Source organism: Epibacterium sp. ABZ3_068, from assembly GCF_056159265.1.
This window is the reverse complement of the sequence record NZ_JBSWUV010000001.1, coordinates 3,674,332-3,699,100: the sequence shown is the minus strand read 5'-3', so window position 1 is coordinate 3,699,100 and position 24,769 is coordinate 3,674,332. Positions and strand designations below refer to the sequence as shown.

Annotated in this window: 25 protein-coding genes; 6 read left to right on the top strand and 19 right to left on the bottom strand. The window is 56.6% G+C overall.

The genetic code is table 11. The features are described from left to right. Positions 1–197 precede the first annotated feature (197 nt). Positions 198–641: a phasin family protein gene (locus tag ACXAEW_RS17775; protein WP_474942601.1), complete on the top strand. Its 444-nt coding sequence runs from the start codon at positions 198–200 to the stop codon at positions 639–641. Between the two features lie 101 nt (positions 642–742). Here the strand turns inward: ACXAEW_RS17775 and ACXAEW_RS17770 are convergent, their stop codons facing one another. Further along, the gene (locus ACXAEW_RS17770; protein ID WP_474942600.1) at positions 743–1,624 is read right to left on the bottom strand and encodes an NAD-dependent epimerase/dehydratase family protein; all 882 of its coding nucleotides are present in this window, start codon (positions 1,622–1,624) and stop codon (positions 743–745) included. Between the two features lie 194 nt (positions 1,625–1,818). Between ACXAEW_RS17770 and phaR the strand changes: the two genes are divergently transcribed. Further along, positions 1,819–2,376 carry a polyhydroxyalkanoate synthesis repressor PhaR gene (phaR, locus tag ACXAEW_RS17765; RefSeq protein ID WP_474942599.1) on the top strand — a complete coding sequence of 186 codons (558 nt, stop codon included), beginning with the start codon at positions 1,819–1,821 and terminating at the stop codon, positions 2,374–2,376. Between the two features lie 268 nt (positions 2,377–2,644). Here the strand turns inward: phaR and ACXAEW_RS17760 are convergent, their stop codons facing one another. The 13 genes from ACXAEW_RS17760 to ACXAEW_RS17700 form a co-directional block, all read right to left on the bottom strand. After that, positions 2,645–3,853, bottom strand: a complete 1,209-nt coding sequence (locus ACXAEW_RS17760; protein WP_474942598.1) for a DegT/DnrJ/EryC1/StrS family aminotransferase — start codon at positions 3,851–3,853, stop codon at positions 2,645–2,647. Between the two features lie 168 nt (positions 3,854–4,021). Next, on the bottom strand, positions 4,022–5,380 hold the full coding sequence (locus ACXAEW_RS17755; protein WP_474942597.1) for a glutamine synthetase family protein: 1,359 nt from the start codon (positions 5,378–5,380) through the stop codon (positions 4,022–4,024). Further along, positions 5,380–6,060, bottom strand: a complete 681-nt coding sequence (locus ACXAEW_RS17750; protein WP_474942596.1) for a type 1 glutamine amidotransferase — start codon at positions 6,058–6,060, stop codon at positions 5,380–5,382. Before ACXAEW_RS17750 ends, ACXAEW_RS17755 begins: the two co-directional genes overlap by 1 nt. 52 nt (positions 6,061–6,112) lie before the next feature. After that, on the bottom strand, positions 6,113–7,432 hold the full coding sequence (locus ACXAEW_RS17745) for a glutamine synthetase family protein (RefSeq protein ID WP_474942595.1): 1,320 nt from the start codon (positions 7,430–7,432) through the stop codon (positions 6,113–6,115). A 127-nt stretch (positions 7,433–7,559) separates the two neighbouring features. Continuing rightward, a complete protein-coding gene (locus ACXAEW_RS17740; protein WP_474942594.1) occupies positions 7,560–8,366 on the bottom strand; it encodes an ABC transporter permease in 807 nt (268 codons plus the stop codon). Positions 8,367–8,369: 3 nt separating this feature from the next. Next, a complete protein-coding gene (locus ACXAEW_RS17735; RefSeq protein ID WP_474942593.1) occupies positions 8,370–9,254 on the bottom strand; it encodes an ABC transporter permease in 885 nt (294 codons plus the stop codon). 102 nt (positions 9,255–9,356) lie between these two features. Continuing rightward, complete coding sequence (locus tag ACXAEW_RS17730) at positions 9,357–10,064, bottom strand: transporter substrate-binding domain-containing protein (protein ID WP_474942592.1); 708 nt, start codon at positions 10,062–10,064, stop codon at positions 9,357–9,359. A gap of 41 nt (positions 10,065–10,105) precedes the next feature. Beyond that, positions 10,106–10,882, bottom strand: coding sequence for an ABC transporter ATP-binding protein (locus ACXAEW_RS17725; protein ID WP_474942591.1), 777 nt, complete (start codon positions 10,880–10,882; stop codon positions 10,106–10,108). A gap of 159 nt (positions 10,883–11,041) precedes the next feature. After that, entirely contained in the window at positions 11,042–11,488 is a 447-nt protein-coding gene (locus ACXAEW_RS17720; protein ID WP_474942590.1) for a tellurite resistance TerB family protein, read from the bottom strand. Further along, positions 11,485–11,946 carry a tellurite resistance TerB family protein gene (locus ACXAEW_RS17715; RefSeq protein WP_474943064.1) on the bottom strand — a complete coding sequence of 154 codons (462 nt, stop codon included), beginning with the start codon at positions 11,944–11,946 and terminating at the stop codon, positions 11,485–11,487. The genes ACXAEW_RS17720 and ACXAEW_RS17715 overlap by 4 nt, the downstream gene beginning before the upstream one ends. A gap of 38 nt (positions 11,947–11,984) precedes the next feature. Next, complete coding sequence (locus tag ACXAEW_RS17710; RefSeq protein WP_474942589.1) at positions 11,985–12,278, bottom strand: DUF1330 domain-containing protein; 294 nt, start codon at positions 12,276–12,278, stop codon at positions 11,985–11,987. A 156-nt stretch (positions 12,279–12,434) separates the two neighbouring features. Further along, positions 12,435–15,605: a valine--tRNA ligase gene (locus ACXAEW_RS17705; protein ID WP_474942588.1), complete on the bottom strand. Its 3,171-nt coding sequence runs from the start codon at positions 15,603–15,605 to the stop codon at positions 12,435–12,437. A 227-nt stretch (positions 15,606–15,832) separates the two neighbouring features. After that, positions 15,833–16,270: an Lrp/AsnC family transcriptional regulator gene (locus ACXAEW_RS17700; protein ID WP_474942587.1), complete on the bottom strand. Its 438-nt coding sequence runs from the start codon at positions 16,268–16,270 to the stop codon at positions 15,833–15,835. A 105-nt stretch (positions 16,271–16,375) separates the two neighbouring features. Between ACXAEW_RS17700 and ACXAEW_RS17695 the strand changes: the two genes are divergently transcribed. Together ACXAEW_RS17695 and ACXAEW_RS17690 are read left to right on the top strand one after the other, a co-directional pair. After that, a complete protein-coding gene (locus ACXAEW_RS17695; protein ID WP_474942586.1) occupies positions 16,376–17,518 on the top strand; it encodes a type III PLP-dependent enzyme in 1,143 nt (380 codons plus the stop codon). A 255-nt stretch (positions 17,519–17,773) separates the two neighbouring features. Continuing rightward, the gene (locus ACXAEW_RS17690; protein WP_474942585.1) at positions 17,774–18,853 is read left to right on the top strand and encodes a DUF2235 domain-containing protein; all 1,080 of its coding nucleotides are present in this window, start codon (positions 17,774–17,776) and stop codon (positions 18,851–18,853) included. Here ACXAEW_RS17690 and ACXAEW_RS17685 read toward each other — a convergent pair. The 3 genes from ACXAEW_RS17685 to metF form a co-directional block, all read right to left on the bottom strand. Next, positions 18,802–19,374 (bottom strand): hypothetical protein, encoded by a 573-nt coding sequence (locus ACXAEW_RS17685; protein WP_474942584.1) that lies wholly within the window; start codon positions 19,372–19,374, stop codon positions 18,802–18,804. The two genes, ACXAEW_RS17690 and ACXAEW_RS17685, sit on opposite strands and share 52 nt — an antisense overlap. A 10-nt stretch (positions 19,375–19,384) precedes the next feature. Next, positions 19,385–19,927 carry a hypothetical protein gene (locus tag ACXAEW_RS17680; protein WP_474942583.1) on the bottom strand — a complete coding sequence of 181 codons (543 nt, stop codon included), beginning with the start codon at positions 19,925–19,927 and terminating at the stop codon, positions 19,385–19,387. Between the two features lie 124 nt (positions 19,928–20,051). Then, on the bottom strand, positions 20,052–20,921 hold the full coding sequence (gene metF / locus ACXAEW_RS17675) for a methylenetetrahydrofolate reductase [NAD(P)H] (RefSeq protein ID WP_474942582.1): 870 nt from the start codon (positions 20,919–20,921) through the stop codon (positions 20,052–20,054). A 280-nt stretch (positions 20,922–21,201) separates the two neighbouring features. Between metF and ACXAEW_RS17670 the strand changes: the two genes are divergently transcribed. Next, positions 21,202–22,119, top strand: coding sequence for a LysR family transcriptional regulator (locus ACXAEW_RS17670; RefSeq protein ID WP_474942581.1), 918 nt, complete (start codon positions 21,202–21,204; stop codon positions 22,117–22,119). A gap of 68 nt (positions 22,120–22,187) precedes the next feature. On the opposite strand, the gene ACXAEW_RS17665 is transcribed toward ACXAEW_RS17670, so the two are convergent. After that, the gene (locus tag ACXAEW_RS17665) at positions 22,188–22,775 is read right to left on the bottom strand and encodes a VPLPA-CTERM sorting domain-containing protein (protein ID WP_474942580.1); all 588 of its coding nucleotides are present in this window, start codon (positions 22,773–22,775) and stop codon (positions 22,188–22,190) included. Positions 22,776–23,089: 314 nt separating this feature from the next. On the opposite strand from ACXAEW_RS17665, the gene ACXAEW_RS17660 reads away from it, so the two are divergent. Beyond that, the gene (locus ACXAEW_RS17660) at positions 23,090–23,875 is read left to right on the top strand and encodes an inositol monophosphatase family protein (protein ID WP_474942579.1); all 786 of its coding nucleotides are present in this window, start codon (positions 23,090–23,092) and stop codon (positions 23,873–23,875) included. Between the two features lie 100 nt (positions 23,876–23,975). Here the strand turns inward: ACXAEW_RS17660 and ACXAEW_RS17655 are convergent, their stop codons facing one another. Further along, positions 23,976–24,755 (bottom strand): rhomboid family intramembrane serine protease, encoded by a 780-nt coding sequence (locus ACXAEW_RS17655; RefSeq protein WP_474942578.1) that lies wholly within the window; start codon positions 24,753–24,755, stop codon positions 23,976–23,978. Positions 24,756–24,769 lie beyond the last annotated feature (14 nt).

The window sequence follows — 24,769 nt, the reverse complement described above, 5'->3', positions numbered from 1 at the left end:
GCGCGCGCCAGTCTCGGGCATTGCAGAAAAGAGAAATGCTGCAGTGCAGAAAAAATCCGGAAAATTGAGGGTTTTATGATGTTTTTCTGCAGCGCGGCATGATTTTTCTTGAATTGCTGCGGTGCAGCATGCATATTGTTCCTGTAACACGAAGCGGTTCGGAAGCGCCCCGCGATACATCTAGAGGATTACGACCAATGGCTAAGACCCAAGATTTCACCGCGTTCATGAAAGAAATGATGGGCGCATTTCCGGTAGACACCGCTGCTCTGGAAGACGCATTCAAAAACACTGCAGCGCTGAATGAAAAGCTGGCGGGTGTTGCTCTGGACGCGGCTGAAAAATCTGCTGAACTGTCCACCACCTGGACCAAAGACGCGCTGTCCAAAATGGGCGAAATGGCAAAAGCCAAAACTGAGCCTGCGGAATACGCAAAAGTAGCGACCGATCTGGCGTCTGCTTCCGCTGAAACCGCCGCAGAGAACATGGCCGCTTTTGCTGAGATCGCGAAAAAAGTTCAGATGGACACTGTTGAACTGCTGATGGCAGCTGGCAAAGACATGAGCGAAGAAGCAACCGCTGCTGTTAAAAAGGCCACCGAAGAGGTGACCACCGCAGCGAAAAAAGCGACTGCCGCTTAATTCCAACGGCCGCGCTTCGGAACAAGCTCTCCTCCCAACCGTTCCGTGCGTGAAGAAAGGACAGGCTGCGCGCCTGTCCTTTTTCGTTTTGAAGGGAGAGTTCAAAACGCCTGGCTGCGGAAATCCGATGCCACCGGTTTCCAGCCGGTGGCGCATTTGATCTTTGTTGCGTCCATCTGCTGGTCCAGCATGGGGCCTGCTGCCAGGGAACCAAAATTACGTTTTACATAAGCCTCGCTGCGCACGACGTAGCTTCCATCATGGCCGTAGCGCAGGCAGATTTCTTGCATAATCTCGCGCACGGGAACCCCTTGCTCGGCGGCTACGTTGAACGGGCCGGTTAAATCCGGCCGCAGGGCCAGCGCAGCATAAGCGGCGGCGAGGTCATTGCGTTCGACCAAGGGCCAGCGCGTATGGATGCTGCCCCAGATCTCAATCGGGTCCGGTGTCTGCGCGGCGTCGATGAGGCGCTGAAACGCACCGCCTGGGGTGTTCTTTGATCCGTGGTAGACAAGCGCCGGATGGACCGTGGCGACAGAGAGATTGCCCGCGGTATTCAACTGCCCCGCGTGTGTGCGCATAAAAGAAAACGGCTCAATCGGACGCAGGGGGCGGCGTTCATTGGCAACCTGCTCTCCGGTTTCGCCATAAAGCCAGCACCCGCCGGTATAAAGCACCCGCAAAGGATGGCTGCGGAGACGGGCACATGCCAAAAGAGTCTGTGTCACATTATGGTCGGCACGGGCCATCTGGTTGTCAAAGGTTGCAGCAAGATGCACCAAGACATCCGCTTTCACCAAAAGATGCGACCAGCTGTGTGGGTTCAGAATGTCCCCTAGGGCTGGTCGCGCGCCGAGGTCTTCCAAGTGCCGTGCCGCGCGATCCGAACGTGCAACCCCGGTCACCTCATGACCTTCCGAGACCAGCTGTCGCGTTACAGCTGTGCCGATGCTTCCTGTGCCTCCAAGTACTACAATCCGCATGGGAACCTCTCATCTACCTGTTATGCGGATCTGGTGATAAAACTTGAAGTTAGGTTTAGGTCAAGGGCCGTGTTCGCTGCGTTCTCCGCAAGACCAACTTTGGTGAAAATTCTGAAGTTCCAAGGAAGTCTTTCCTTTTGTTCTGCGCTCGCATAGGCTTTTCTGCATCGCACCATGGTCTTGAGAGGGAAAATATGGCGGATCAGGACAGCCCATTGCTTATTAAACGCTATGCCAGTCGCAGGCTCTACAATACGGAGACCAGTGATTACGTCACGCTGGAGGATATAGCGGGGTTTATTCGCGAAGGGCGCGAGGTGCAGATTGTCGACCTGAAATCTGGTGATGATCTGACCAGACAGTATTTGCTACAGATTATTGCAGAGCATGAGAGCCGGGGGGAAAACGTCCTGCCCGTGGATGTGCTGAATGATCTGGTGCGCAGCTATATGGTGCCGGGAGGCGGGGTGATGCCGCACTTCCTGCAGTCATCTTTTGATATGCTGCGCAACAGTCAGGAAAAGATGATGGAGAATATGAGCGTGATTAATCCGATGGCTCAAATTCCCGGGTTCGAAGCGATGAAGGCGCAACAAGAAGCGTTTTTGAAAGCAATGACCGGGGGGTTCTCCGGTGGCTGGACAGGGGCTGCGGGCTCTGAACGCGAAGGGGGCGCAGCTGAAGGCGATGATCTGGATACGATCAAGAAGCAACTGGCGGAGCTTCAGGATAAATTGTCCAAGTTAAAGTAAAACGATCTGACCTGTTCTGGAGGAAGGATCGAAAAAGGGCTGCTCCGGTGACGGGGCAGCCCTTTTCTGTTTAGCCGGATTGCGGAATGCCGCGTATTTGAAGCGCCCGCACCGCGCTTGCGCGGTGCAACGCCCAACGCTTTGGCAGGGCAGTTTACTGCCATGTCAAAGGGGCGGGAGCTCCCGCCTGTTTGGGGGCGATCAGAGATCTCCCTGCACAGTTGGGCCACGCGCCGCGCATAGGCGCGGCGCGGTTGCGCGCTCTGGATCAGGCGGCGGCTTTGGCCAATGTGTCGTCCATGGCGCCGGTCAAAACCGAGAGGATTGCATCCAGTTCGTCGCGTGTCAGGCGTACCGGTAGGCGCACATCACAGGCATTCATCAACATGGCGCGTGTTTGCGGCAGCTCTGGAACCTCTCCCATGAATTGCCAGTTCCAGAAGGCCCGGGCATTGTCGTTAGAGCGGCCAAAGATCTGCACCTTTACCCCACGCGCTGCAGAGGCTTCTGAAAACGCCTCGATCTGTGCGTCTGTCAGATTGACCAGATTGAACTGGATCGAATCGGGCGCACGGCGTTCGGGCAGTAGGGGGGCTGGGACGTGGAAATGGGCATGGGTGTTGAGCTGCTCAGCCACATAGTCATGGTTTGCCAGCCCATCGGTCACACGGCGTGCCAATTCCGGGATCTGTGGTCGGATCACGACCGCCGACAGGTTCGACATGCGAAGGTTATAAAGCGGCAGCTGATTTTGCCATCTGGCAAAAGCCTCGGCAAGCTCTGGATCGTTCTGACCTTCCGGGCCTTTGTGCTTTTTCCAGTTATGTTCGTAGGCGCCGGACATGATTACCGCCTGAGCCACCAGATCGGCGTCATCGGTGATCAGGATGCCACCTTCCCCCGCGTTGATCATCTTGTAGCTTTGGAACGAGAAACAGCCAACTTTGCCAATGGTGCCGATGTTCCGGCCATGCCAAGTGGTTCCCAATGAGTGCGCCGCGTCCTCCACCACGGGAATACCGCGCGCGTTGCAAAGCGCCATGATCGCATCCATGTCAGAGGTATGGCCGCGCATATGGCTGATAATGACAGCTTGAATATCCTGGTCCAACTTGGCTTCGAAATCGGCCATATCGATGCGGTAGTTGTCGGCGACTTCACACAGAACAGGAACGCAATCTGCGTGTACAACGGCCGATGGCACGGCCGCAAAGGTGAAGCCCGGGATCAACACGCGGGAATCTCGGGGCAGGCCAAGCGCTTTGAGCGACAGAAAGAGAGCTGCCGAGCAGGAGGATACGGCCAGCGCGTATTTTGTGCCCAAAAGCTTGGCGAAATCCTGTTCCAGCAGAGTTACTGGTGCATTTTCAGGAGCCGTATAGCGGAAGAGATCCCCTGATTGCAGCAGCGCGTCAATCTCAGCGCGGGCGGCTTCGGGGATAGGCTCAGCCTCGTGAACATTGGGAATTTGCTGCATGTTTCAAAATCCTGAATTTAGTCTTTCAAAAACCTAAAACAAGCAAATGAAGAATCCAAGACAAAGCGGAAGAACGGCTTCACTTTGTGTGATATTTTGTGCCTGTGTTGCGAAATCACCCGCCGCGGTGCAGCGGCGGGTCGCATGAAACGGTACTGACTGTGCTGATCACACGTTCAGAAGCAGGTGCTCGCGTTCCCAAGGAGAAATCACCTGCAGGAACTCTTCATATTCTGCGCGTTTGACAATGGAGTAGACGCGGGCAAATTCTTCACCGAGAACCGCGCGCAGTTCATGCGCCTCGTCAAAGAGGTCAAGCGCCTGGCCCATAACCTGTGGAATATCGCCGTCGCCCTCATAGGCATTGCCCTTGAACTGCTTGCGCGGGCGCTCTTCCTTGATCAGGCCAAGATAGCCGCAAGCCAGTGACAGAGCGATGCCGAGGTAAGGATTGCAGTCCATACCTGCAATCCGGTTTTCGACCCGGCGCGCGGCAGGCGGGGAAAGTGGAATTCGGATACCGGTTGTCCGGTTGTCCCGCGCCCATTCCAGATTAATCGGCGCGGCGTGCTCTTTCACATACCGGCGATAGGAGTTCACATAGGGTGCCATAACCGCAAGCCCGGCTGGCAGGTGGTTCTGAAGGCCGGCGATAAAGTGATAAAACGCGTCGGTCTCTCCACCCTGCGGCCCCGAAAAGATGTTGTCTCCGGTTGCTGTATCCAGGATCGAATGATGGATGTGCATGGCTGAGCCCGGCTCGTCCGCGATCGGTTTGGCCATAAAGGTGGCAAAGCAGTCATGGCGCAGCGCGGCTTCGCGGATCAGCCGTTTGAAGTAAAAGACCTCATCCGCCAGTTTCACCGGATCACCGTGGCGGAGGTTGATCTCCAGCTGGCCTGCACCGCCTTCCTGCGTGATGCCGTCGATTTCAAAACCCTGGTGTTCGGCAAAGTCATAGATGTCGTCGATGACGGGGCCGAATTCATCCACGGCCGTCATTGAATAGGCCTGACGCGCGGCCGCTGGACGGCCAGAGCGGCCCATCATTGGCTGGATCTCGCGGCCCGGATCCGTGTTGCGGGCCACGAGGTAAAACTCCATCTCGGGTGCTACCACCGGCTCCCAGCCTTTGGCACGATAAAGTTCGACCACCCGTTTCAAAACATTGCGTGGAGAATAGGGGATGGGCGCACCGTCGCGGTCATAGGCGTCGTGGATCACTTGCAGTGTCCAGTCTCCGGTCCAGGGCGCCGCTGAAACGGTAGAGAAATCGGGCCGCAGGGTCATGTCCTTCTCGATCCAGCCGTCGTCATCCGCAGCATCAGCCCAATCACCGGTTACCGTTTGATAAAAGATGCTGTCGGGTAGGTGGAAATAGTCCTGGCGCGCAAATTTGGACGCAGGCACCGCCTTTCCGCGCGCAATGCCGGGCAGGTCCGAGATGATACACTCCACCTCATCCAGACGTTTCCCGTCCAGATAATCAACTGCCGCCTGCGGCATGTGTTTGAACCAATCGGCCATTAGGACCTCACTTGTTTAAAGAATGTGGCGATGCGGTTGGCAATGTCGCCATTGTGGACGGGTTCGTCCAGATGTTCGCTGGCGGCGGCAAGCTGTGTATCGGGCACTACGCCCTTGCCGCGGAACCGGATCAGGCCGTCAATAAAGCCCGCATCGAACTCTGGATGTGGCTGGATGGTCCAGATGGTGTCACCATAGGCCAGCATTGCGTTTTCGCAGAAATCGTTGCTGCCAACCACAGCCGCCCCTTCGGGACGCTTTACAACCTGATCCTGATGCCAGGCGTTCAACGCCACAGTTTCCCCCTCGAGGTCATAGGTGGTGCGCCCGATGGCCCAGCCACCTTCAAATTTTTCAACCTTGCCGCCCAGAGCTTGCGCGATGATCTGATGCCCAAAGCAGACACCCACCATGGGAAGGCCCTTGGCGTGGATTTTGCGGATCAGCTCTTCGAGCGGGGGAATCCAATTGTGGTCCTCATAAACGCCATGTTTGGACCCGGTGATCAGCCAGCCATCGGCCTGATCAGGGCCTTTGGGAAAAATTCCGTCCAGAACGGGGAAGTTCTGGAACGAGAAGCCGTGGCCTTCGAGAAGACGGTAGAACATCTCGTCGTAATTGCCGTGGGTTTGCTTCATCTCCTCAGGAGAATGGCCAGTCTGCAGAATGCCAATTTTCATGGGTCACCAAATTTGATCAAAACTTTGCTTCGAACCGAAAGGCGCCGACGGTTCACACGGCTTCCAATAGCACTTGCCAATGCGACTGAGGAGCCAGATCTGCAAAGCTTTGCAGCTCTTGGCGTTTGGTCATGGCCAGGTTTCGGATTGTCTCAGTCGGCAGGATACGCGCCATCAGCGTATCCTGTTCGAACCATGTGATGGCGCTTTTCCAATCCGGGGCGAGTTGCGGGGCGTTTGTCACCTGATAGGCGTCGCCGGAAATCGGCGCGGGCGGCTTCATCTGATCCTCGATTCCGGTGATTGCCGCTCCGAGGACGGCGGCCAGCATGAGATAGGGGTTTATGTCACCACCTGCTGTGCGATGTTCAATCCGCCGCGCTTTGGAGGAGCCGCCGGGAATACGCAAGGCGGTGGTGCGGTTTTCATACCCCCAAAGTGCCGCTGTAGGAGCGTGTGCGCCCGGCACCAGCCGATCATATGAGTTGAGGTGCGGCGCAAAGATCAGCGTGCTGGCGGGCATGACGGCCAGACAGCCCGCCACCGCATGGCGCAGCAGATCGGTGCCGCTGTCGCCGCCATCATCAAAGACATTATTGCCATCCTGATCCACCACCGAGAAATGCACATGAAGACCATTCCCGGCCTCATCTGCGTAAGGCTTTGCCATGAAGCTGGCGGCAAACCCGTGTTTGCGGGCCACGCCCCGGACCAGAGTTTTGAACAACACAGCATCATCTGCGGCGCGCAAGGCGTTCTGGTGGTTGAGGTTTACCTCAAACTGTCCCAGCCCGGCTTCCGAGATTGCGGCCTGCGCCGGAATGCCCATGGCCGCGCAGCCGTCGTAAAGATCGGTGAAAAACGCGTCAAAGGCGTCAAGTTCAGCCAGCGACAGCACTTCCTGATGAGAAAGCATACGACCGGTCAGCGGGTTTGCCGGAGGTTGCGGCGCGTCGCTGCTGTCGTCGATCAGGCAGAACTCCATTTCGGTGCCGGCCATGACCTGCCAGCCGCGCGCTTCAAACCGGTCCAGAATATGGATCAGCGCCTGACGCGGGTCGCCATAAAAGGGAGCGCCGTCCTCGTGGTACATCATCATGGGAACCAACGCGGTAGGGGCGCCCAGCCAGGGCATTGGCACCGCGCCGCGATCGGTGGGCAGCAGCACACCATCGGCATCGCCACTTTCAAACACCAGTGGAGAGTTCTCAATGTCGCGGCCAAAGATGTCGACGTTCAGCGCGGAGAACGGCATCCGCACGCCACCTGTGTCCAGTTTTCCGGCCTGAGCACTGGCAAGACGTTTGCCACGCCAGATCCCGTTCAGATCGACACAGCCAAGGCGGATGGTGGAAAGACTGCTGATATCCATGAAGCGTCCCTTGTACTTTGAACGTAGCCTAGCGGAGGTCTTGGGGGGAGGACAAGGAAATTTGATCAAAAGTTTGCGCGCAGGTTACATGAAAACGGCTCCCGCTGGGGGAGCCGCCTCTTTTTTGTCACCGGATCAGGTTCATCTTGAACCGCATTCGCGTGCGCTGGGTTTGCGGCAAGTGCCTGTTCAAACGCCTGTTCACCACGCCAAAGAGCGAGATGATAAGCAAAGTCAACAGAATGAAATAAAACGCCAGGATCGGGTAGGGGACAAAGGGGTTAAACGTCTTGTCCGCGAAATAGCTTGCATAATAAAGCGCATCCCCCTGTTGGCGCCATGCCGGGAACCCCGAAAAGAACACCAATGTGGTGGCATGGAACAGGAAGATCGCCTCGTTTGTGTAGGACGGCCAGGCGAGGCGCATCATGGTGGGCCATATGATGCGGCGAAACCGTGTCCAGCCCGAAAGCCCATAGGCATCTGCGGCCTCGATGTCGTTCTTGGGCACGGATCGCAGCGCACCAAAGAAGATCTCGGCAGAATAGGCAGAGGTGTTCAGAAACAGGACGATCAGCGCTCCAATACCTGCTGCGGTGAAGGAATCAAACAGCGGCGACACTGATTTGAGTTCCAGGAACAAGAAGTAGGCAAAGAAGAACTGAATAAAGAGTGGCGAGCCACGGAACAGAAAGACAAACCATTCGGCTGGCTTGCGAAAGACCGGGTTTGCAGAGTTCTTCGCCAGTGCCAGGATATTGGCAAAGACAAAGCCAAAGATGATCGCCAGCGTGCCGAAATAGATGTTCCACAGCATGCCTGAGCCGATCAGAGTGAACTGATCGCACAGGGTAAAGTCGCTGCGCGGCAGGAGACGCTCGCCAAACCCGATGGAGCGGAAGGCATAGGCCTGGATGGTTTCAATACAGCTCATGACTTACCCCTCTGCCTTGCGCAGGGCTTCGCCTGCCAATGTGGCCTGACCGCGGGACAGACGTGTGGTGATGCGGGCCAGAACCATTTCAGAGACTTTGGTAAAGCCGAGGTAAAAGATCAGGAGCGCCAGAAAATACCACATGCGCCAGTCGCCATGCGGGTAGTCGGTGAACTTGGCGTTCTTGGTGCCACCGAGTTCGCGTGCCCAATAGACGATGTCTTCGACGCCAAGCAGGAACAGAAGCGGCGTTGCCTTGATCAGCACCATCCAAAGGTTGGACAGGCCGGGCAGGGCGAAGGTCCACATTTGCGGCAACAGCACGCGGCGGAAGACCTGGCGCGGTGTCATGCCGTATGCGGCAGCCGTTTCGAGCTGGGCACGCGGTACCGCCTGCATCGCGCCATAAATCACATTGGCCGCAAACGCGCCAAAGACGATGGCAAATGTGAGTACTGCAAGCCAGAAGCCGTAGACCTCATGCACCCATTGCGGGGCGCTGTTCAGTGGCATCTTGGCGATGTCGCAGACCAGAAAGTCACTGCCCTGGCGGATGGGGTCAGACCAATCCGGGCATTTGACCTGGTGACGCAGCCATTCGATCCCCTGATCCAGGGCAATCACAAAGAAGAGAAAGAATGCGATGTCCGGCACGCCGCGCACAATTGCAATATAGCCACGTCCCAGCCAGCTGAGCGGCGCGAAAGGCGCGCGGGCGGCAACTGCGCCGCCAAGGCCAAACAAAAGCGCTGTTGGCGCGGTGACGGCCAAAAGCAGAAGGACTGTGCCAAAGGAGGCATAAAAGCCCATGTGCTTGCCTGTGGTCAGATAGCAGCTTAGCCACTTGAGCCCTTCAAGCGTGGATGGGTCCGTGCAGTAGGAAAACATATAATCCCCGTTTTCTTTGGTCGCGCCCCTCTGCGTGGGCTGGACGAAAACGCAACAGGCCCGCGCATGGAGGGCGGGCCTGCCAGATCCGAATGGATCAAATTACCATTGGGAAGACACTTCCCATTTGGCGATCATCGCGTTCAGTGAGCCGTCGTCTTTCATCGACTGGATTGCCGCGTCGAATTTGGCGCGCAACTCACCATCGGATTCGCGCAGGCCAAGCCCAACGCCGCCCCCGATCTGTTCGGTACGCTCCAACATCACCAGCTCACCATCCAGAACAGTGTCCAGGAAGCTCTTGTCCGCCAGAACCGCATCTGCCTCGCCGTTGCGCACGGCTGCCACGGTTTCTTCAGGCGTTGCAAATTCAACAACGGTCCAGCCTTGCTCTGCGATGAAGGCCGCCTGAATGGTGGTTGCCTGCGCAGCAATGACACCGCCTTCGAGGTCCACATCCGCGGACAGAGCAACATAAACGGACGGGTCTGGCGGGGTGTAGGCTTGGGTGAAGTCAATGACTTCGTCGCGCTCATCGGTGATCGACATGCCCGCGATAATGGCATCGTAGTTGCCGGACGTCAGGTTGGGAATGATCGAATCCCATTCGTTGGTGACCCACTCGCAGGTCAGTTCTGCACGTTTGCACAGTTCATCGCCCAACTCGCGTTCAAAACCGTCAACTTCGCCCGCATCATTGAGGAAGTTCCAGGGCGCATAGGCACCTTCGGTTCCCAGACGCACGGTATCGGCAAAGGCCATCGTGCCCGCAACTGCGGCAATGGCCGTGCTCAAGATCAGTGATTTCATTAACAGTACTCCCGGTGGTTGTTGTCGTTTCTTATTCGTGGTTATCCGTGGCGTGTCGATTTTAGGAAGCTTCGCAGTCGCTCGGATTGGGTGTTTGCGAAAACCTGATCGGGCGTGCCTTCTTCCTCGACCAGACCTTGGTGCAAAAATACGATATGGGTTGAGATATCTGCGGCCATGTCCATGTCATGCGTCACGATCAGCATGGTGCGGCCCTCGTTCGCGAGGTCTTTGATCACTTTGATGACTTCCTGTTCCAGCTCGGGGTCCAGGGCAGAGGTCGGCTCGTCAAACAACAGCGCTTCGGGTTCCATGCACAGCGCGCGTGCGATGGCTGCCCGTTGTTGCTGGCCACCAGACAGCTGCGAAGGGTAGACATCACATTTGTCGCCGATGCCAACTTTGTCCAGGTAATGACGTGCCTTTTCCTCAACCTCGGCGCGGTCGCGGCCTAGAACCGTGACAGGCGCTTCCATCACGTTTTCCAGGATGGTCATATGCGACCAGAGGTTAAACTGCTGAAACACCATGGACAGGTTGGTGCGGATGCGAATGACCTGTTTAGCGTCGCCGGGACGGCGCGTGTGCCCGGCTCCGGACCATGTGATGGGCTCCCCCTTAAAGAGGATTTCACCCTGTTGGCTGTCTTCCAGAAGGTTGCAGCATCGCAGCAGAGTGGATTTTCCAGAACCGGAGGACCCGATCAGCGAGATGACATCTCCCCGATTGGCGCGCACATCAACGCCCTTGATCACTTCCAGGTCGCCATAGGATTTGTGCAGGCCGCGAATTTCAAGAACAGGGGTCGGTTCGGTCAAGGTCAGTCAGTCCATTTCAATGCTGATCTGACTTATTGGACAAAAAATTCATCCAAACGCAACTGGCAAACCGGATAGAGTTTCCGCTGTTCGGTCAAATAGTCGGTAAATTCTTCCGGAATGGAACAAATCGAACTAAAATTGCGCGGTCCCCTGTGGTTAGCGCAATGCCCCTTCGACGCGATGCCGGGCGGCTGCGCTTTGGACGTCATTGATTCCCAGCAGATTGGCGGCCATGCGCAACAAAGCGTCTTCTGCGGCGTCTCTTTCACCATCTGCAAGCACCACTTGCCACATGGCTTCGATCACCGCGATTCGGTCTTCCAACGCGACAGCGTCCTTGATCGCGCGGGTGAAACGGACCGTATCCGGTGCTTCCGCTTCCAATCCTTCGGCCTGTTCACGCAGAATGATCGCCCCGCCCACATCCAGACCGTAGCGGGCCATATTGATCCGGTCGATCCGGTCCATTTCCACATTTGCGTAATTGTGGTCGGCACGGGCGATCCGGACCAGAAGTGCGGTCAGTGCCATACGCGCATCCCGGTCGCTGAGCGGTTGCGGGGCTGGATCCAAAAGTACGTTTAACAGGTCACGAAATATCATTTTAAAATATCTTCCGGAAAGAGTTTGGACCGCGCCCTTGCACGCGCGCGGGTGTTGTCTTTTAGCGAAAGGCCCATAGCCAGACAGGCATCGTCAACGATTTCGACTTCGCCTTCCCGTTCAACCCCATCCGCCAGTACAACCTCCCAAAGCGCATCCAGCGCCGCGAGCCGTTCTTCAAGCCCGGTTGTCTCGCGGATCAGGCGGCCGAATGTGTCGGTGTCCGGTGCCGCTGCATGCAGCTTTTCGCAGGTGGCGCGCACCTTGGCGGCCTCAATTGCATTGTGCTGGTAAAGGCGCGCGAGAATGCGGTCGATCAGGCTGATCTCTTCAACCTGATAGGCGCGGTCGCCCTGTGCCACACGCACCAACAGTGCCCCCAGGGCCAGTTCTGCATCCGGATCGGGCAGGTTGGGTTGGGCTTCGGGCCGGAAGGCCTGGAACAGTTTCTTTAACATTGGCATGGGTTAAAACGCCCTCACATCAGCGGCTTGTGTCAGCCGTCATACCCTTCGATGATTTCCATATCCCCGGTCGAGACCGGGTCGCGCAACGCTTTGGCATCCTGATAGGCCACCGAGTCGTAACAAGCCCGCGCGGTTTCGTAATCCTTGAATTCGATCACAACTGTGCGGCTGCGCAAAGCCCCTTCGCGCACTTCTTTTTGCCCATTGCGCACCAGAAACCGGGCGTCAAACTGTGCAAACGGGGCCGCATTGGCCGCAATGTAACTCTTATACCGCTCCATATCGTCCACATCTATGTGGGCGATCCAATAGCCTTTTGGCATCTGGGTTCTCCTCTATGCGCTGCAGGCTGGCCCAGTTTGTGATCAAAGGCAATGAGAAGAATGTACCGAAACTTCCCCTCCGTCCGCTCAGGGCCATGTGCCACAGACAAAAGCGCCCACCTGTGACGGCGGGCGCATTTTGGGGCATGGGCCGGATCAGGCGATTTCGGAAATACGCGCCAGCGCCTCTGATATCTTGGCTTCTTCTTCCTCACGCGCTGCGAGGTTTTCGCGGGCCTCGGCCACCACTTCGGCAGGGGCGGATTCGGCGAATTTGGGGTTGTTCAGACGTCCGCGCAAACCGCCCAACTCCTTGGCGAGTTTGCCGAGGTTTTTCTCCAGACGCGCCTTTTCCTTAGCCACGTCGATGATCTCTGCCAGCGGCAGGCCGAATGTGGCACCGGGCGCGGCGATGGCGATGCAGCCTTTTGGGGCTTCATCCACGGCGGTCAGGCTTTCGATCCGGGCAAAGCGTTTGATCAGCGCCTCGTTACGGTCCCAATACGCCTGACCTTGGGTGTCGATCTGGGTCACAACCATCGGCACTTTGGATCCGGCCGGCACGTTTACCTCAGCCCGCGCAGATCGCACATTGTCGATGACCGCGATGACCCAGTTCATCTCGGCTTCGGCCTCCGCATCCACCAGATCGGCGGCGGTGTAGCTTGGCCAGTGTGCGTGGGCGAGCATTTTGGAGGCTTCACCGGTTTCAAACCCGCGGCCCTCAGTCACGTTCCAGATCTCTTCGGTGACAAACGGCATGATCGGGTGCATCAGGATCAGCGCCTGATCGATGGCCCATGCGTAAACCGCCTGTGTTTCATCCTTGGCGGCCTGGTCCTCGCCAAAGAAGATCGGCTTGGTAAATTCCAGATAGCGCGCGCAGAAGGTGTTCCAGAAGAAGGCATACAGCCCGTTGGCCGCGTCATTGAACCGGAAGGCCTCGAATGCGGCGTCGACCTCTTCGCGCAGTTTTGCGATCTCACCAATGATCCAGCGGTTGAGGGGCAGGGTGGCCGCTGGCGGCTGTGCACCACGTTCCGCGCTGAAGGCGTCAATCTGGCTGTCGCCATAGGAGGACGCCTGCCACAGTTTGGTGACAAAGTTCCGATAACCCTCGATCCGCTTCATGTCGAGTTTGAGCACACCACCCAGCGAGGCCATCGCCGCATTGGTGAACCGCAGCGCATCGGCGCCGTATTCGTCAATGATCTCAAGCGGATCGACCACATTGCCGGTGGATTTCGACATCTTCTTGCCCTTGGCGTCCCGCACAAGGCCATGCAGGTAGACGGTGTCGAACGGGATGTCGTCGACCACAGCCAGCTGCATCATCATCATCCGCGCAACCCAGAAGAACAGGATGTCCTGACCGGTGACCAATGTAGAGGTCGGGAAGTATTTCGAGGTGTCCTCGGACCATTCCGGCCAACCCAGCGTGCCAATCGGCCAGAGGCCGGAAGAGAACCAGGTGTCCAGCACGTCGGGGTCGCGGTGCAACGATAGGCTGCAGCTTAGGTTTTCAATGGGTTGATTGGCGCCGGAGACAAGAAGACTACTCGCAAAGGTATTGTTGGAACTTTGTGACGCTCCAATACGGTCTGCAGCAGAGAAAGTACTGTCATTGTCCGGAAGCACATCCGCATAGTAAGCGCGTGCTTGATCCGCAGCTTGCTGTGAATTTGCGCCGCAAAATGCCACCACGTCTTCTGAGAAGCGCCAGTGATATGCTTCATCAGGATGATCGGCTTGATGGGCGTGCTCCTCTAGAGCCTGCTTAAGGGTTTCTTTGCTCGGCCCATACCAAACCGGGATCTGGTGACCCCACCAGAGCTGGCGAGAGATACACCAGGGTTCGATGTTTTCCAACCAGTGGTAATAGACCTTCTCACCTGACTCCGGCAGGATTTTGGTACGGCCATCGCGCACCGCATCCAGCGCCGGGCCAACAACCTTTTCGGCGTCGACAAACCACTGGTCGGTCAGCATCGGCTCGATCACAACTTTGGAGCGGTCGCCAAAGGGCTGCATGATCGGCTTGTTCTCGACCATTGGCATGGTTTCGGTGAGTGTGGTCTCTTCACCATCGTCACTTTTGACGGTTTTGGTCACCTCGGACATCACGGCGAGACCTTCGGCTGTGATCTCGTCCACCACGGCTTTACGCGCCTCAAAACGGTCGAGGCCGCGCAGATGGTCCGGAACCAGGTTGATCGCGTCGATCTCACCCTCGGTAAACTCGGCACCCTTTGCGTGGGCCTGCGCTTTGGCGGCCTCTTCCGCGTAGGGCGCGCCATCGGCACGCATCGCGCCTTTGGTGTCCATCAGGCGGTACATCGGAATGCCGCCGCGTTTGGCGACCTGATAGTCGTTGAAGTCATGGGCGCCGGTGATCTTCACCGCGCCGGAGCCAAAGTTCATGTCCGGGTATTCATCGGTGATGATCGGGATCAGGCGGCGGTGTTCCTTGGGGCCGACCGGGATTTCCACCAGCTTGCCCACGATGGGCGCATAACGTTCATCATCCGGGTGCACCGCAACCGCGCCGTCGCCCAGCATGGTTTCAGGCCGGGTGGTGGCGATTGAGATGTAATCGCGCTCTTCGCTCAGCGTGACATTCCCGTCCTCGTCCTTTTCGACATAGGTATAGGTCGCGCCGCCCGCCAGCGGGTATTTGAAGTGCCACATGTGGCCCGCTACTTCGATGTTCTCAACCTCAAGGTCGGAAATCGCGGTTTCAAAATGCGGGTCCCAGTTCACCAGACGTTTGCCGCGATAGATCAGACCTTTGTTGTACATCTCAACAAAGACCTTGATCACCGCGTCGTGGAAGTTCGGCGAATTCTCGTGACCCGTACGCGTGTCACCCTGCGCGCCTGCCATAGTGAAGGCGGTGCGGTCGAAATCACAAGACGCGCCAAGACGCTTCAGCTGGCCGATGATGGTGCCGCCGGACTGCTCTTTCCAGGCCCAGACTTTTTCCAGAAACTTCTCACGACCCAGTTCCGCGCGCGAGGGTTCCTGGTTCTTGGCCAATTCGCGTTCAACAACCATTTGGGTTGCGATGCCTGCGTGGTCCGTGCCCGGCTGCCACAGCGTGTCAAAACCCTGCATGCGTTTCCACCGGATCAGGATATCCTGCAAGGTGTTGTTGAAGGCATGCCCCATGTGCAGGACGCCGGTCACATTCGGCGGCGGGATCATGATGCAATAGGTCGAGGCCTCGGGCTTTGCATTTGCGCCGGCCTTGAAACATCCGGCCTTTTCCCAGGCTTCAAACAGACGGCCTTCTGCTTCGGCCGCGTTAAATGCTTTTTCCATCGCCATGAAATCTGTCCTGCATCACATCATTTTCGGGTTGTTCAGTCCCATATCGAAATGGGGCGCAAAGGGAAAGGTGGGATTGGCACGCAAGGAGAGTTCGTGCGCCCGGTCTGGCAGCGCCTAGCGCTTCTGCGCCGGACCGGGCGACTTGGGAGTGGAGGAGTTGGGTATGGCCTCAGCGTCCCGAAACTTGGTTAAGATAAGGTTGCCAAATCTCGGAATGTGCGGGTTCATCCTCCCATCCGGTCTATTTTTGTGGCCAGATGGATCAGACTTTCCGAGGATCTGACCCCTCGGGCACCGGCAATGTGATCGATGGTTTGGTCCAGCTCTTCGGTCGTTTGCGCTTCGACCTGCGCCAAAAGGTCAAAGCGCCCCGATGTTGTGTGTACAACCTGAACACCGGGCAGAGATTTCAGGCGCGCCAGCACGCCGGGGGCGGCGCGCGGCTCAACGGAAATCAAAACAGTGGCTTGTAAGGGGGGGCGCATCAAAGGCGAGCTGCGCAGCGTGTAGCCCACGATAGCGCCCGATGTTTCAAGCCGTTCCAAGCGCGCCTGGACCGTTGTCCGCGCCAAATCCAGCTTGCGGGCCAGTTCAGCGACGGATTGTCTGGCGTTGTCCTTCAACAATGCCATCAGTTTCTGGTCGGTATCGTCAATTTGCATGTGGCACCTGATAATTAGACGAATCTTTTCGTCATTATAGTCGATATGACGCATGAAATCGACGTTCCCATGGGGGATCGTGATGAAAACAGGATGAGGCCTCCCATGCAGAATATCCCAGCGCTTTGGCGTGATCCCGAAACCTATTTGGCACGCATCGCGCCGGACCACCCTGTGTTGTTTTTTGCGCCGTCGGTTCTGCATGCCACAGCTCAGCGGTTTTTGGACGGGTTTCCCGGCTTCGTGACCTATGCGGTGAAGGCCAATGCCCACCCATCCGTCTTGTCCAATCTGGTGGCCGCCGGGGTGTCTGGGTTTGATGTGGCGTCGCCTGCGGAAATGGCGGCCGTGCGGGCGGTGAGCACGCGTGCCGATATGCATTACAACAATCCGGTTCGCTCGGCCGCTGAAATTGCTGCGGGGATTGCCCATGGGGTGACCAGCTGGTCTGTGGATTGTCAGAGTGAATTGGACAAGCTGGCTGCTGTTCCGCGCGATCGCGAAATCGCCGTGCGCTTTGCCTTGCCCGTTGCTGGTGCGGCCTATGATTTTGGGAGCAAGTTCGGTGCAAACCCGGATGACGCGGTGAAGCTGTTGCAGCGGGTCACAGCCGAGGGCTGGACACCGGCGCTGTGCTTTCATCCCGGCACACAGTGTGAGGATGCGGCGGCTTGGGTGGAATATATTCATGCGGCCAAGACTATCGTGGACCGGGCCGGAGTGCAGGTTGCGCGATTGAATGTTGGCGGCGGGTTTGCTGCGCATCGGGCGGGTGAGGCACCGGATCTGGAAGCGGTGTTCACAGCGATCCGCAATGCGGTAGATAAGGCCTTTGGCACCAAAGCACCGAAGCTGATCTGTGAGCCGGGCCGTGCAATGGTTTCCGAGGCTTTCACCCTGGCAGCCGGGATAAAAGGAATTCGCCCGGGTGGTGAGACAGTATACTTGAACGACGGTATCTACGGCGGTTTGGTTGATATCCGCGATATGGGCCTGCCGGAACGGGTGCATGTGGTTGCGGCTGATGGCAGCTGGCGCATGGGCCCTGCGCAAGCACGCATTGTCTTCGGCCCGACCTGTGACAGCTTGGATCGCCTTCCGGATGGGCTTCCGCTGGCCGAGGATGCAGCGATCGGCGATTTCGTTCTGTTTCCGGGGCTTGGCGCCTATTCCCTGGCCATGACCACGGCCTTTAACGGCTACGGCCTGTCAGAGGTCGTGACCGTTCTGGACCTCGCGCGTCACTAGGAGATGACCGAACGGTTGTGTTACGCAATCGTAAGACTTCTGCGCAATTCTAAAGAGACGGGCCATATGCGTAGGATTTGAGGGCTCCCACTCGGTTTTGCCGCACTTGTGAGCAAAACTGAAACGACCCCAGCAGGTTTTACGCTACACTGTTTATTAATGACAGGCAGCGGGGTTGCCTGGCCCATTTGGACCGGATGTTCCGTCCCCGCCGCCATCGGCCTCAGACAGAGGCAGAATTGGATGTGGAAAAGGATGATTTTCAGACGGCTGCAGAATAAAGTTTTGGCCTGGATTGGACGGCCCCTGCTGTCCGAGCATACTGCCGAAGTAAAGCAGCGCGGTCCCCAGGACCATGTTATTATCCTTGATGGAACCATGTCGACGCTGGACGAAGGGTTTGAAACCCATGCGGGCCGCCTGTTTCGCCTGTGTCAACAAAGCGGTGGGCGCATCAATGTGTTTTATGAATCGGGCATTCAGTGGCACAGCTGGAGGAGCGCGCCGGACGTGATGATGGGGCGGGGTATCAACCGCCAGATCCGCCGCGCCTATGGCTATCTTGCGTCGCGATATCGGCCCGGAGATCGTATCTTTCTCTTTGGGTATTCGCGGGGCGCCTATGCCGTGCGATCCCTCGCGGGGGTGATTGATCAGGTCGGGCTGTTACGGGCGGAAGAAGCAACCGAACGCAATATTCGCACGGCTTACCGCCACTACCGTAAGGACGGCCCGACCGATTTCTCCGAAGCTTTTCGCGGTGCCTATTGCCACCAGGATGTCGAGATAGAGATGGTTGGGGTCTGGGATACCGTAAAGGCGCTTGGGCTGCGGTTGCCAATCCTGTGGCGTTGGGCTGAAAGCCAACATTCTTTCCATAACCACGCATTGGGGCATCACGTAAAGAACGGATTTCAGGCTTTGGCATTGGACGAAACACGGAAAGTCTTTGGTCCGGTGCTCTGGGATTGTCCCGAAGGGTGGAGCGGACATATGGAGCAGGTTTGGTTCAGAGGCACTCATGGCGATGTCGGAGGTCATCTGGGCGGGTTTGAAGAGGCGCGGCCCTTGGCGAATGTCCCCTTGGTGTGGATGTTGGAAAAGGCAGAAGATTGCGGCCTTCCGCTGCCACAAGACTGGCGGATGCGTTTTCCTGTTGACCCTAACGCCCCGTCAGTTGGAACCTGGCGGGGCTGGGGTAAGATCTTTGTGTTGCGTGGAAAGCGGACCGTGGGGCGCTGCCCGTGTGAACGTCTTCACATCTCGGTGCAAAGCACCGAAGGTCACGGTGCTTCTGATTGGCCTGCGCTTGCAAGGCGCTCTGCGCCGCGATAGGCCAGCGCGGCGCTTGCGGATTCCAATGCAGCTTCCGCAGCGGCCGCTAAAGTGGTTTCGCGTGCCGCAAGCACAGTTTGACTGCCCCAAAACGATTTCAGAAATCTGAGATGTTCTTTGAGGAGGGTGGTATCTTCTCCGGCACTTTGGGCATCGCTTAGGCTCTCCTCGCTCTGTGCAACCAGATCTATCCGCTGCTCTGGGTCAAAATCGGGAAGCCTGTAGTCAATCCCGGTTTCCGCACGTGCTGTGGAAATGTGAGTTTCCAGATGCGCCCGGAAATCTGCGCCCTTGGTCAAAAGCCTGCCAAGGGTTTTGACGTCTGTGAACCCGGCTTCAACCAGATCCTGTGCAGCCTGATCGATCTCCCGCGGGGTGATGTTTGTCATGTCGTATTGGCCTTTTACGGCATGTATCTCTTCCGCAGTTGAAGATGTGCGCGCTGCCGACGGGGTTTTCTGCTCCGCCACCGATAGGTTTGTAAACAACGGTGAGCGGGCCTGAGTGGATGTAATTTGCATATGAAACGCCTCACTCTTCGGTTTGGGCCAAGGCCGCTTGGATGGCTGCGGCGACTGCAAACAAGGTGTTCGATGCGGGTTTAGAAGAGAAAGATTTCAGAAAAGCGATATTTTCCTCGTGGCCTTTCTGGTCGCGGCCTTCATTCTTTGCGAGTTGCAACTGTTCCTCGGCGATCCCTATCAGGTTGACCGGTTCACCTGACCCTATCAGCGGCATCTCTATCTTGATTTCTTGTTGTTCGTAGACCTGGGCTGCGATCTGGGTCATATGCCCTTGGAAGCGTTCTCCGGCGTGATGGAGCGGTAAGAGTTCGCGAAGGCTGACGCCGGCGGCAAAAAGTTCATCCGCTGCCTGATCGGCCTCCCAGGGGGTGATATTGGTCACGTCGTACCGGGACTTGATCGACTCGATTGTTTCGGCATTTGCCGTCGTGTCGGATGAAAACGATGTTTCTGGACGAGAGCCTGCCGTTTCTGACAGATGATTGAAAATGGGAAACGCCTCGTAGGCTTGATGAATCTGCATTCTGCATACCTCCTTGAAATTCCGCATATGGAATATCAAGGCGCACTAAAAAGCAGGTTAAGGGTTGGGAGGAGTTGAACCCAGAACAGTCAGCCGACCGCAAAAAAGGCCTGCATTTGCAGGCCTTTGAGATCACAATTTTGTTATCGGTCTAGGCGACGTTTTCCAATGAGACCTTGGGCTGGATCCCAAGCGCGTGACAGACATCACGGGTCAGCTCGGGTCGGTTCAGCGTATAGAAATGCAGCCGCTTCACGCCGCCGTCCAACAATTCCGAGCAGAGTTCAGTACAGATTGCCGTGGCCAGCAGATCTTCGCGTCCATCACGCTCTGCTTTGGTGAAGGCCTCATCAACCCAAGCCGGGATATGCGTCCCGCAGCGTTTGGCAAAATTGCGCGCGCCTTTCCAGTTTTCGATCGGCAGAATGCCCGGCGTGATCGTGTCTCCATCGATACCGGCCTTTTGGCAGGCGTCACGGAAGCGAAAGAACGTCTCTGCTTCAAAGAAGAACTGTGTCAGGGCCTCGTCCGCGCCCGCATCGATTTTGCGCTTCAGCCAATCCACATCTGCCTGGGCATTGGGCGCTTCGGGGTGCGGATCCGGGTAGGCACCCACGCGAATGTTGAATTTTTCGGTTGCCGCCAGCGCTTCGATCAATTCGACCGAATTTGCAAAACCGTCCGCATGGGGTGTGAACTTGCCTGCGCCCTTGGGGGGATCGCCGCGCAGGGCAACAATTTCCTTGACGCCTGCTTCGGCAAACTGATCCGCAATTTCCAGCGTTTCTGCGCGGGAGGCGTTTACACAGGTAAGATGTGCCGCCACATTCAGGCCTGAGGATTTATGAAGCGTTGCAACCGCATCGCGGGTCAGTTCCCGCGTTGTCCCTCCGGCGCCATAGGTCACAGAGACAAAGCGCGGTGACATCGGCGCCAGCACCTGAACTGTATCCCAAAGACGGAAAGAGGCTTCCAGCGATTTTGGCGGGAAGAACTCAAAAGAGATTTCAGGTGCGCTCATTTTCATAAGTCCTTTTGTCGATTTCGTCCCTTGTTGCACGGGCGGCTTTGTGAGACAAATTCATTATCCTCAAGAATAACATGAGTTAGATATGAGTTTGGTGTCGCGATTGGTTGCCATAGGGTCGTTCCTGGATCGTTTAAATCTCGTTCAAAGCGCTGTTATTGCGCGTGTTTTTACGTGTGATTTTACGGTGCAGTGGCTCCTTGCGCGCGACATTTCGACAGGTCGCGTGACACAAGTTTCATAAAATTCTCATCATCATCTGGAAACCAAGACAATGCATATCGAATTTCGCCACCTGCGCACGATCAAGGCGATTCATGAAGCCGGGGGACTGGCGCGCGCGGCGGATCAGCTGAATATCACCCAAAGTGCGCTGTCGCATCAGATCAAAGGGTTGGAAGATCAGGCCGGGGTGGAACTGTTCCTGCGTCGGTCCAAACCGTTGAAGCTGTCGGCAGCTGGTCTGCGTCTGTTGCGACTGGCCAATCAAATCCTGCCACAGGTGGAAGCAGCACAGGCGGAATTCTCAGATTTGCGCAGCGGCAACACGGGCCGGATGCATATCGCCATCGAATGCCACGCCTGTTTTGAATGGTTGTTCCCTGTTCTGGAAGCGTTCCGGAAAAATTGGGGGGATGTGGATGTCGACATCCGCCCGGGCCTTGCCTTTGACGCGTTGCCTGCTTTGCAAAAGGAGGAGGTTGATCTGGTTGTCTCTTCCGATCCCGAAGATATTTCCGGTGTGACCTTTATTGAGCTGTTTGATTACAAGGCCGTTTTTGTCGCCTCCAGTCAGCATCCGCTGGCCGAAAAGCCCTTTGTCGAGGCAAAGGATTTTCTGGGCCAGACGTTGATCACCTATCCGGTGGAGAAAACCCGACTGGATGTTTTTAGCCAACTGCTGATCCCGGCTGGAATTGAGCCGGGTGCCGTACGCCAGGTCGAACTGACGGCAGTAATCCTGTTGTTGGTGGCATCAAACCGCGGTGTGTCTGTGTTGCCGGATTGGGTCGTCCGTGAGGTGAAGTACAATTCGGACTATGTCACCCGTCCCTTGACCCAAGCGGGCATCACCCGCAGGCTTTATGCGGCGATCCGCACCGAGGATGAGGAAAAACCCTTTGTGCAGGAGCTGATCCGGCTGGCCAAAACCGAAGCGCGGAAATTGCAGCAGCATATGGCTGCGCTATAATTTAAAGGAGCGCTCGATTATCGAGCGCTCCTGAAAAAACAATTTTCAAAGCCTTCATTCAGCTTTGACTATGATTTCCGGCGTTTTGCAATAACACCAAGGCCACCCAAACCAAGCAAAAGCAGCGGGAGGCCTGCGGGCAATGGAACCGGAGCCAAGTCTGCGGTTACAACGGTTACATTATCAATCCAGGTGTTCCCCGGAGTGTTAGTTGACGAAAAACGGAAACCACCTACACCGTTGTTGCTTGTCGTGTTGACGGAAATCGAGTTCGTGTAGGAGTACGTGTCGAACCCATCGAACGTATCTAGCACATTTCCAACGATGTCATAAATGGTGAGTAAATTGCCACCGGTAAAGGTTGCCACATCCATCGAAATCGATGTGATCGTGGACCCAAAAAGCAAGTCAAACTCAACGTTGACCAAAGGGTCACCCTCATTTGTGTCTTCTACCCAAAGACCAAGCGGTTGATTGCCTCGTCCTTCACCAACACCATAGTAGTTTCGGATGTTCGAATTAGTGCCCAGCCACTCGTTTTCCCAGTCTGGAAACACATCGAAACCTTCGGTTAAAGTGGCTGCACTGGCGGTTCCTGCGCAAAGCACTGTACAAAAAGCGGCGCATCGCAGGGCGTTTTTAAGCTCATGTAACATAGAGATTCTCATACATTTAAGATCGATACCGTGATTAAAGTTTAAATAGTTGCCCTCCTCAGTCAATTAGTTAAAAATCTATTAATCCAGTGGTTGGGGGAAAATTGACTGGGGTGTTTATCAAAGCCTGCTCATAGAGATCGTTGAGGGCTCGGGGACAGTGACAGGTTGTTCTTGATGTGAGGCCCGCAAATTGCAGGTCTGATCTTCGCAGAATGCACAGGTCTTGGGCGTCTGCCCCCTTGGCAAATGGGCTTTGGGCGCGTATAGGCACGCTTTGACCGACATCTCCCCGTCCAAGGATAGCCCGTAAAATGATTGGTAGCGCAAACCTCAATGTGATGATCAAGGCCGCTCGCAAGGCTGGCCGCTCTCTGGTGAAAGACTTCCGCGAGGTGGAAAATCTTCAGGTCTCCTCCAAAGGGGCCGGGGACTTTGTCAGCCGCGCTGATATTGCGTCAGAGCAGATCCTGAAAGACGAGTTGATGGGTGCGCGTCCGACTTATGGTTGGCTGGCTGAAGAAGGTGGAGAAGAAGAGGGGCAAGACCCCACACGTCGCTGGATTGTGGATCCGCTTGATGGGACCACCAACTTTTTGCACGGCTTGCCGCATTGGGCCATTTCAATCGCGCTGGAACACAAGGGCAAGATCGTCGCCGGTGTGATCTATGACGCAGCCAAAGATGAGATGTTCTTTGCGGAAAAGGGCGAGGGTGCCTGGATGAATGACACCCGGATCCGGGTGTCTGCGCGCCATCGTATGATTGAATCCATCTTTGCCACTGGCGTGCCATTTGGCGGCCGTTCGGATCTGCCGGAAACCATTAAGGATCTGGCCCAGATTGCGCCGGCCTGTGCAGGTATTCGTCGTTGGGGATCCGCTTCGCTGGATATGGCCTATGTGGCGGCTGGACGTTATGAAGGCTATTGGGAACGCCGTCTGAACGCTTGGGATCTTGCCGCGGGTGAGATCATTGTCAAGGAAGCAGGCGGTTTTGCCCAGGCGCTGGACCCGGAAGACACGATTGTCGAAAGCGGCACCGTGATCTGCGGCAACGAGGTGGTTTTCGACAGTTTTGCCAAAGTGATCCGCGGCTAATCTGCCAGGTGATCTTATGGTTCGGATGGCGCGTCTACCGTTTGGTGGGCGCGTTTTCTTTTGCGAAATCTTGTGACCACGGGTCATTGGAAGAGGATGTCTATTTGCCCCAAGGTCCGGGGCGGCGCGGGGCCTGATGTCGGCGTGCCACCTTTGGCAGGCGACTGGAACTGTACACATACTGTGTTTCAGGGTGAGGTGGGGTGCCTTTGGTTTGGGACCAGAACTGCGGCCCACCTCGTTTGAGCCACAACGGCAGCGCAAGGATAAGCCCCGCAGCAAAGCCACCGGCATGGGCCCAATAGGCAACGCCTCCGCCGGAGGTATCGGCTGTGACCCCACCAAAAAGCTGCAAAGCCAGCCAAACGCCCAAAACCCAGACGGCAGGGATAGAGATGATCCGGAAAAAGATGATGAGGATCAGAAGGATGTCGACCTTTGCGCGGGGGAAGAGCAGAAGATAGGCGCCCATGACCCCGGCGATGGCTCCGGAGGCCCCGACGGTTGGGACGCGTGATAGCGGGTCCGCTGCAACCTGGGCCAGAGCCGCTGCAACACCACAGGCCAGATAAAACAGGAAATAGGGCAGGGGGCCCATCTCGTCTTCGATATTGTCGCCAAAGATCCACAGGAACAGCATATTGCCCGCAAGATGCATCAGACCGGCGTGGACAAACATAGAGGTGATCAGGGTGCCGTAGCCCTCTCCATGCGTGATCTCGATCGGAACCACGGCAAAGGCGTCGTAGAATTGTGCCAACGCCCGCCCTTCGGGGAAGCTGGATGAATACCAGAAGAAGGCAAGAATATTTACCGCCATCAGGCCGTAGGTAACATAGGGCGTGCGCCCGGAAGGATTATGGTCGCGCAGTGGAAACATACAAAAAAGCTGGG

Coding starts and splice junctions, on each gene's coding strand:
- ACXAEW_RS17680 (WP_474942583.1), bottom strand. CDS start 19,927: ATGCGGAATTTCAAGGAGGTATGCAGAATGCAGATTCATCAAGCCTAC.
- metF (WP_474942582.1), bottom strand. CDS start 20,921: ATGAGCGCACCTGAAATCTCTTTTGAGTTCTTCCCGCCAAAATCGCTG.
- ACXAEW_RS17670 (WP_474942581.1), top strand. CDS start 21,202: ATGCATATCGAATTTCGCCACCTGCGCACGATCAAGGCGATTCATGAA.
- ACXAEW_RS17700 (WP_474942587.1), bottom strand. CDS start 16,270: ATGCAAATTGACGATACCGACCAGAAACTGATGGCATTGTTGAAGGAC.
- ACXAEW_RS17720 (WP_474942590.1), bottom strand. CDS start 11,488: ATGATATTTCGTGACCTGTTAAACGTACTTTTGGATCCAGCCCCGCAA.
- ACXAEW_RS17690 (WP_474942585.1), top strand. CDS start 17,774: ATGATTTTCAGACGGCTGCAGAATAAAGTTTTGGCCTGGATTGGACGG.
- ACXAEW_RS17730 (WP_474942592.1), bottom strand. CDS start 10,064: ATGAAATCACTGATCTTGAGCACGGCCATTGCCGCAGTTGCGGGCACG.
- ACXAEW_RS17660 (WP_474942579.1), top strand. CDS start 23,090: ATGATTGGTAGCGCAAACCTCAATGTGATGATCAAGGCCGCTCGCAAG.
- ACXAEW_RS17655 (WP_474942578.1), bottom strand. CDS start 24,755: ATGTTTCCACTGCGCGACCATAATCCTTCCGGGCGCACGCCCTATGTT.
- ACXAEW_RS17740 (WP_474942594.1), bottom strand. CDS start 8,366: ATGAGCTGTATTGAAACCATCCAGGCCTATGCCTTCCGCTCCATCGGG.
- ACXAEW_RS17710 (WP_474942589.1), bottom strand. CDS start 12,278: ATGCCAAAAGGCTATTGGATCGCCCACATAGATGTGGACGATATGGAG.
- ACXAEW_RS17715 (WP_474943064.1), bottom strand. CDS start 11,946: ATGTTAAAGAAACTGTTCCAGGCCTTCCGGCCCGAAGCCCAACCCAAC.
- ACXAEW_RS17750 (WP_474942596.1), bottom strand. CDS start 6,060: ATGAAAATTGGCATTCTGCAGACTGGCCATTCTCCTGAGGAGATGAAG.
- ACXAEW_RS17735 (WP_474942593.1), bottom strand. CDS start 9,254: ATGTTTTCCTACTGCACGGACCCATCCACGCTTGAAGGGCTCAAGTGG.
- ACXAEW_RS17745 (WP_474942595.1), bottom strand. CDS start 7,432: ATGGATATCAGCAGTCTTTCCACCATCCGCCTTGGCTGTGTCGATCTG.
- ACXAEW_RS17760 (WP_474942598.1), bottom strand. CDS start 3,853: ATGCAGCAAATTCCCAATGTTCACGAGGCTGAGCCTATCCCCGAAGCC.
- ACXAEW_RS17695 (WP_474942586.1), top strand. CDS start 16,376: ATGCAGAATATCCCAGCGCTTTGGCGTGATCCCGAAACCTATTTGGCA.
- ACXAEW_RS17755 (WP_474942597.1), bottom strand. CDS start 5,380: ATGGCCGATTGGTTCAAACACATGCCGCAGGCGGCAGTTGATTATCTG.
- phaR (WP_474942599.1), top strand. CDS start 1,819: ATGGCGGATCAGGACAGCCCATTGCTTATTAAACGCTATGCCAGTCGC.
- ACXAEW_RS17665 (WP_474942580.1), bottom strand. CDS start 22,775: ATGTTACATGAGCTTAAAAACGCCCTGCGATGCGCCGCTTTTTGTACA.
- ACXAEW_RS17770 (WP_474942600.1), bottom strand. CDS start 1,624: ATGCGGATTGTAGTACTTGGAGGCACAGGAAGCATCGGCACAGCTGTA.
- ACXAEW_RS17775 (WP_474942601.1), top strand. CDS start 198: ATGGCTAAGACCCAAGATTTCACCGCGTTCATGAAAGAAATGATGGGC.
- ACXAEW_RS17685 (WP_474942584.1), bottom strand. CDS start 19,374: ATGCAAATTACATCCACTCAGGCCCGCTCACCGTTGTTTACAAACCTA.
- ACXAEW_RS17705 (WP_474942588.1), bottom strand. CDS start 15,605: ATGGCGATGGAAAAAGCATTTAACGCGGCCGAAGCAGAAGGCCGTCTG.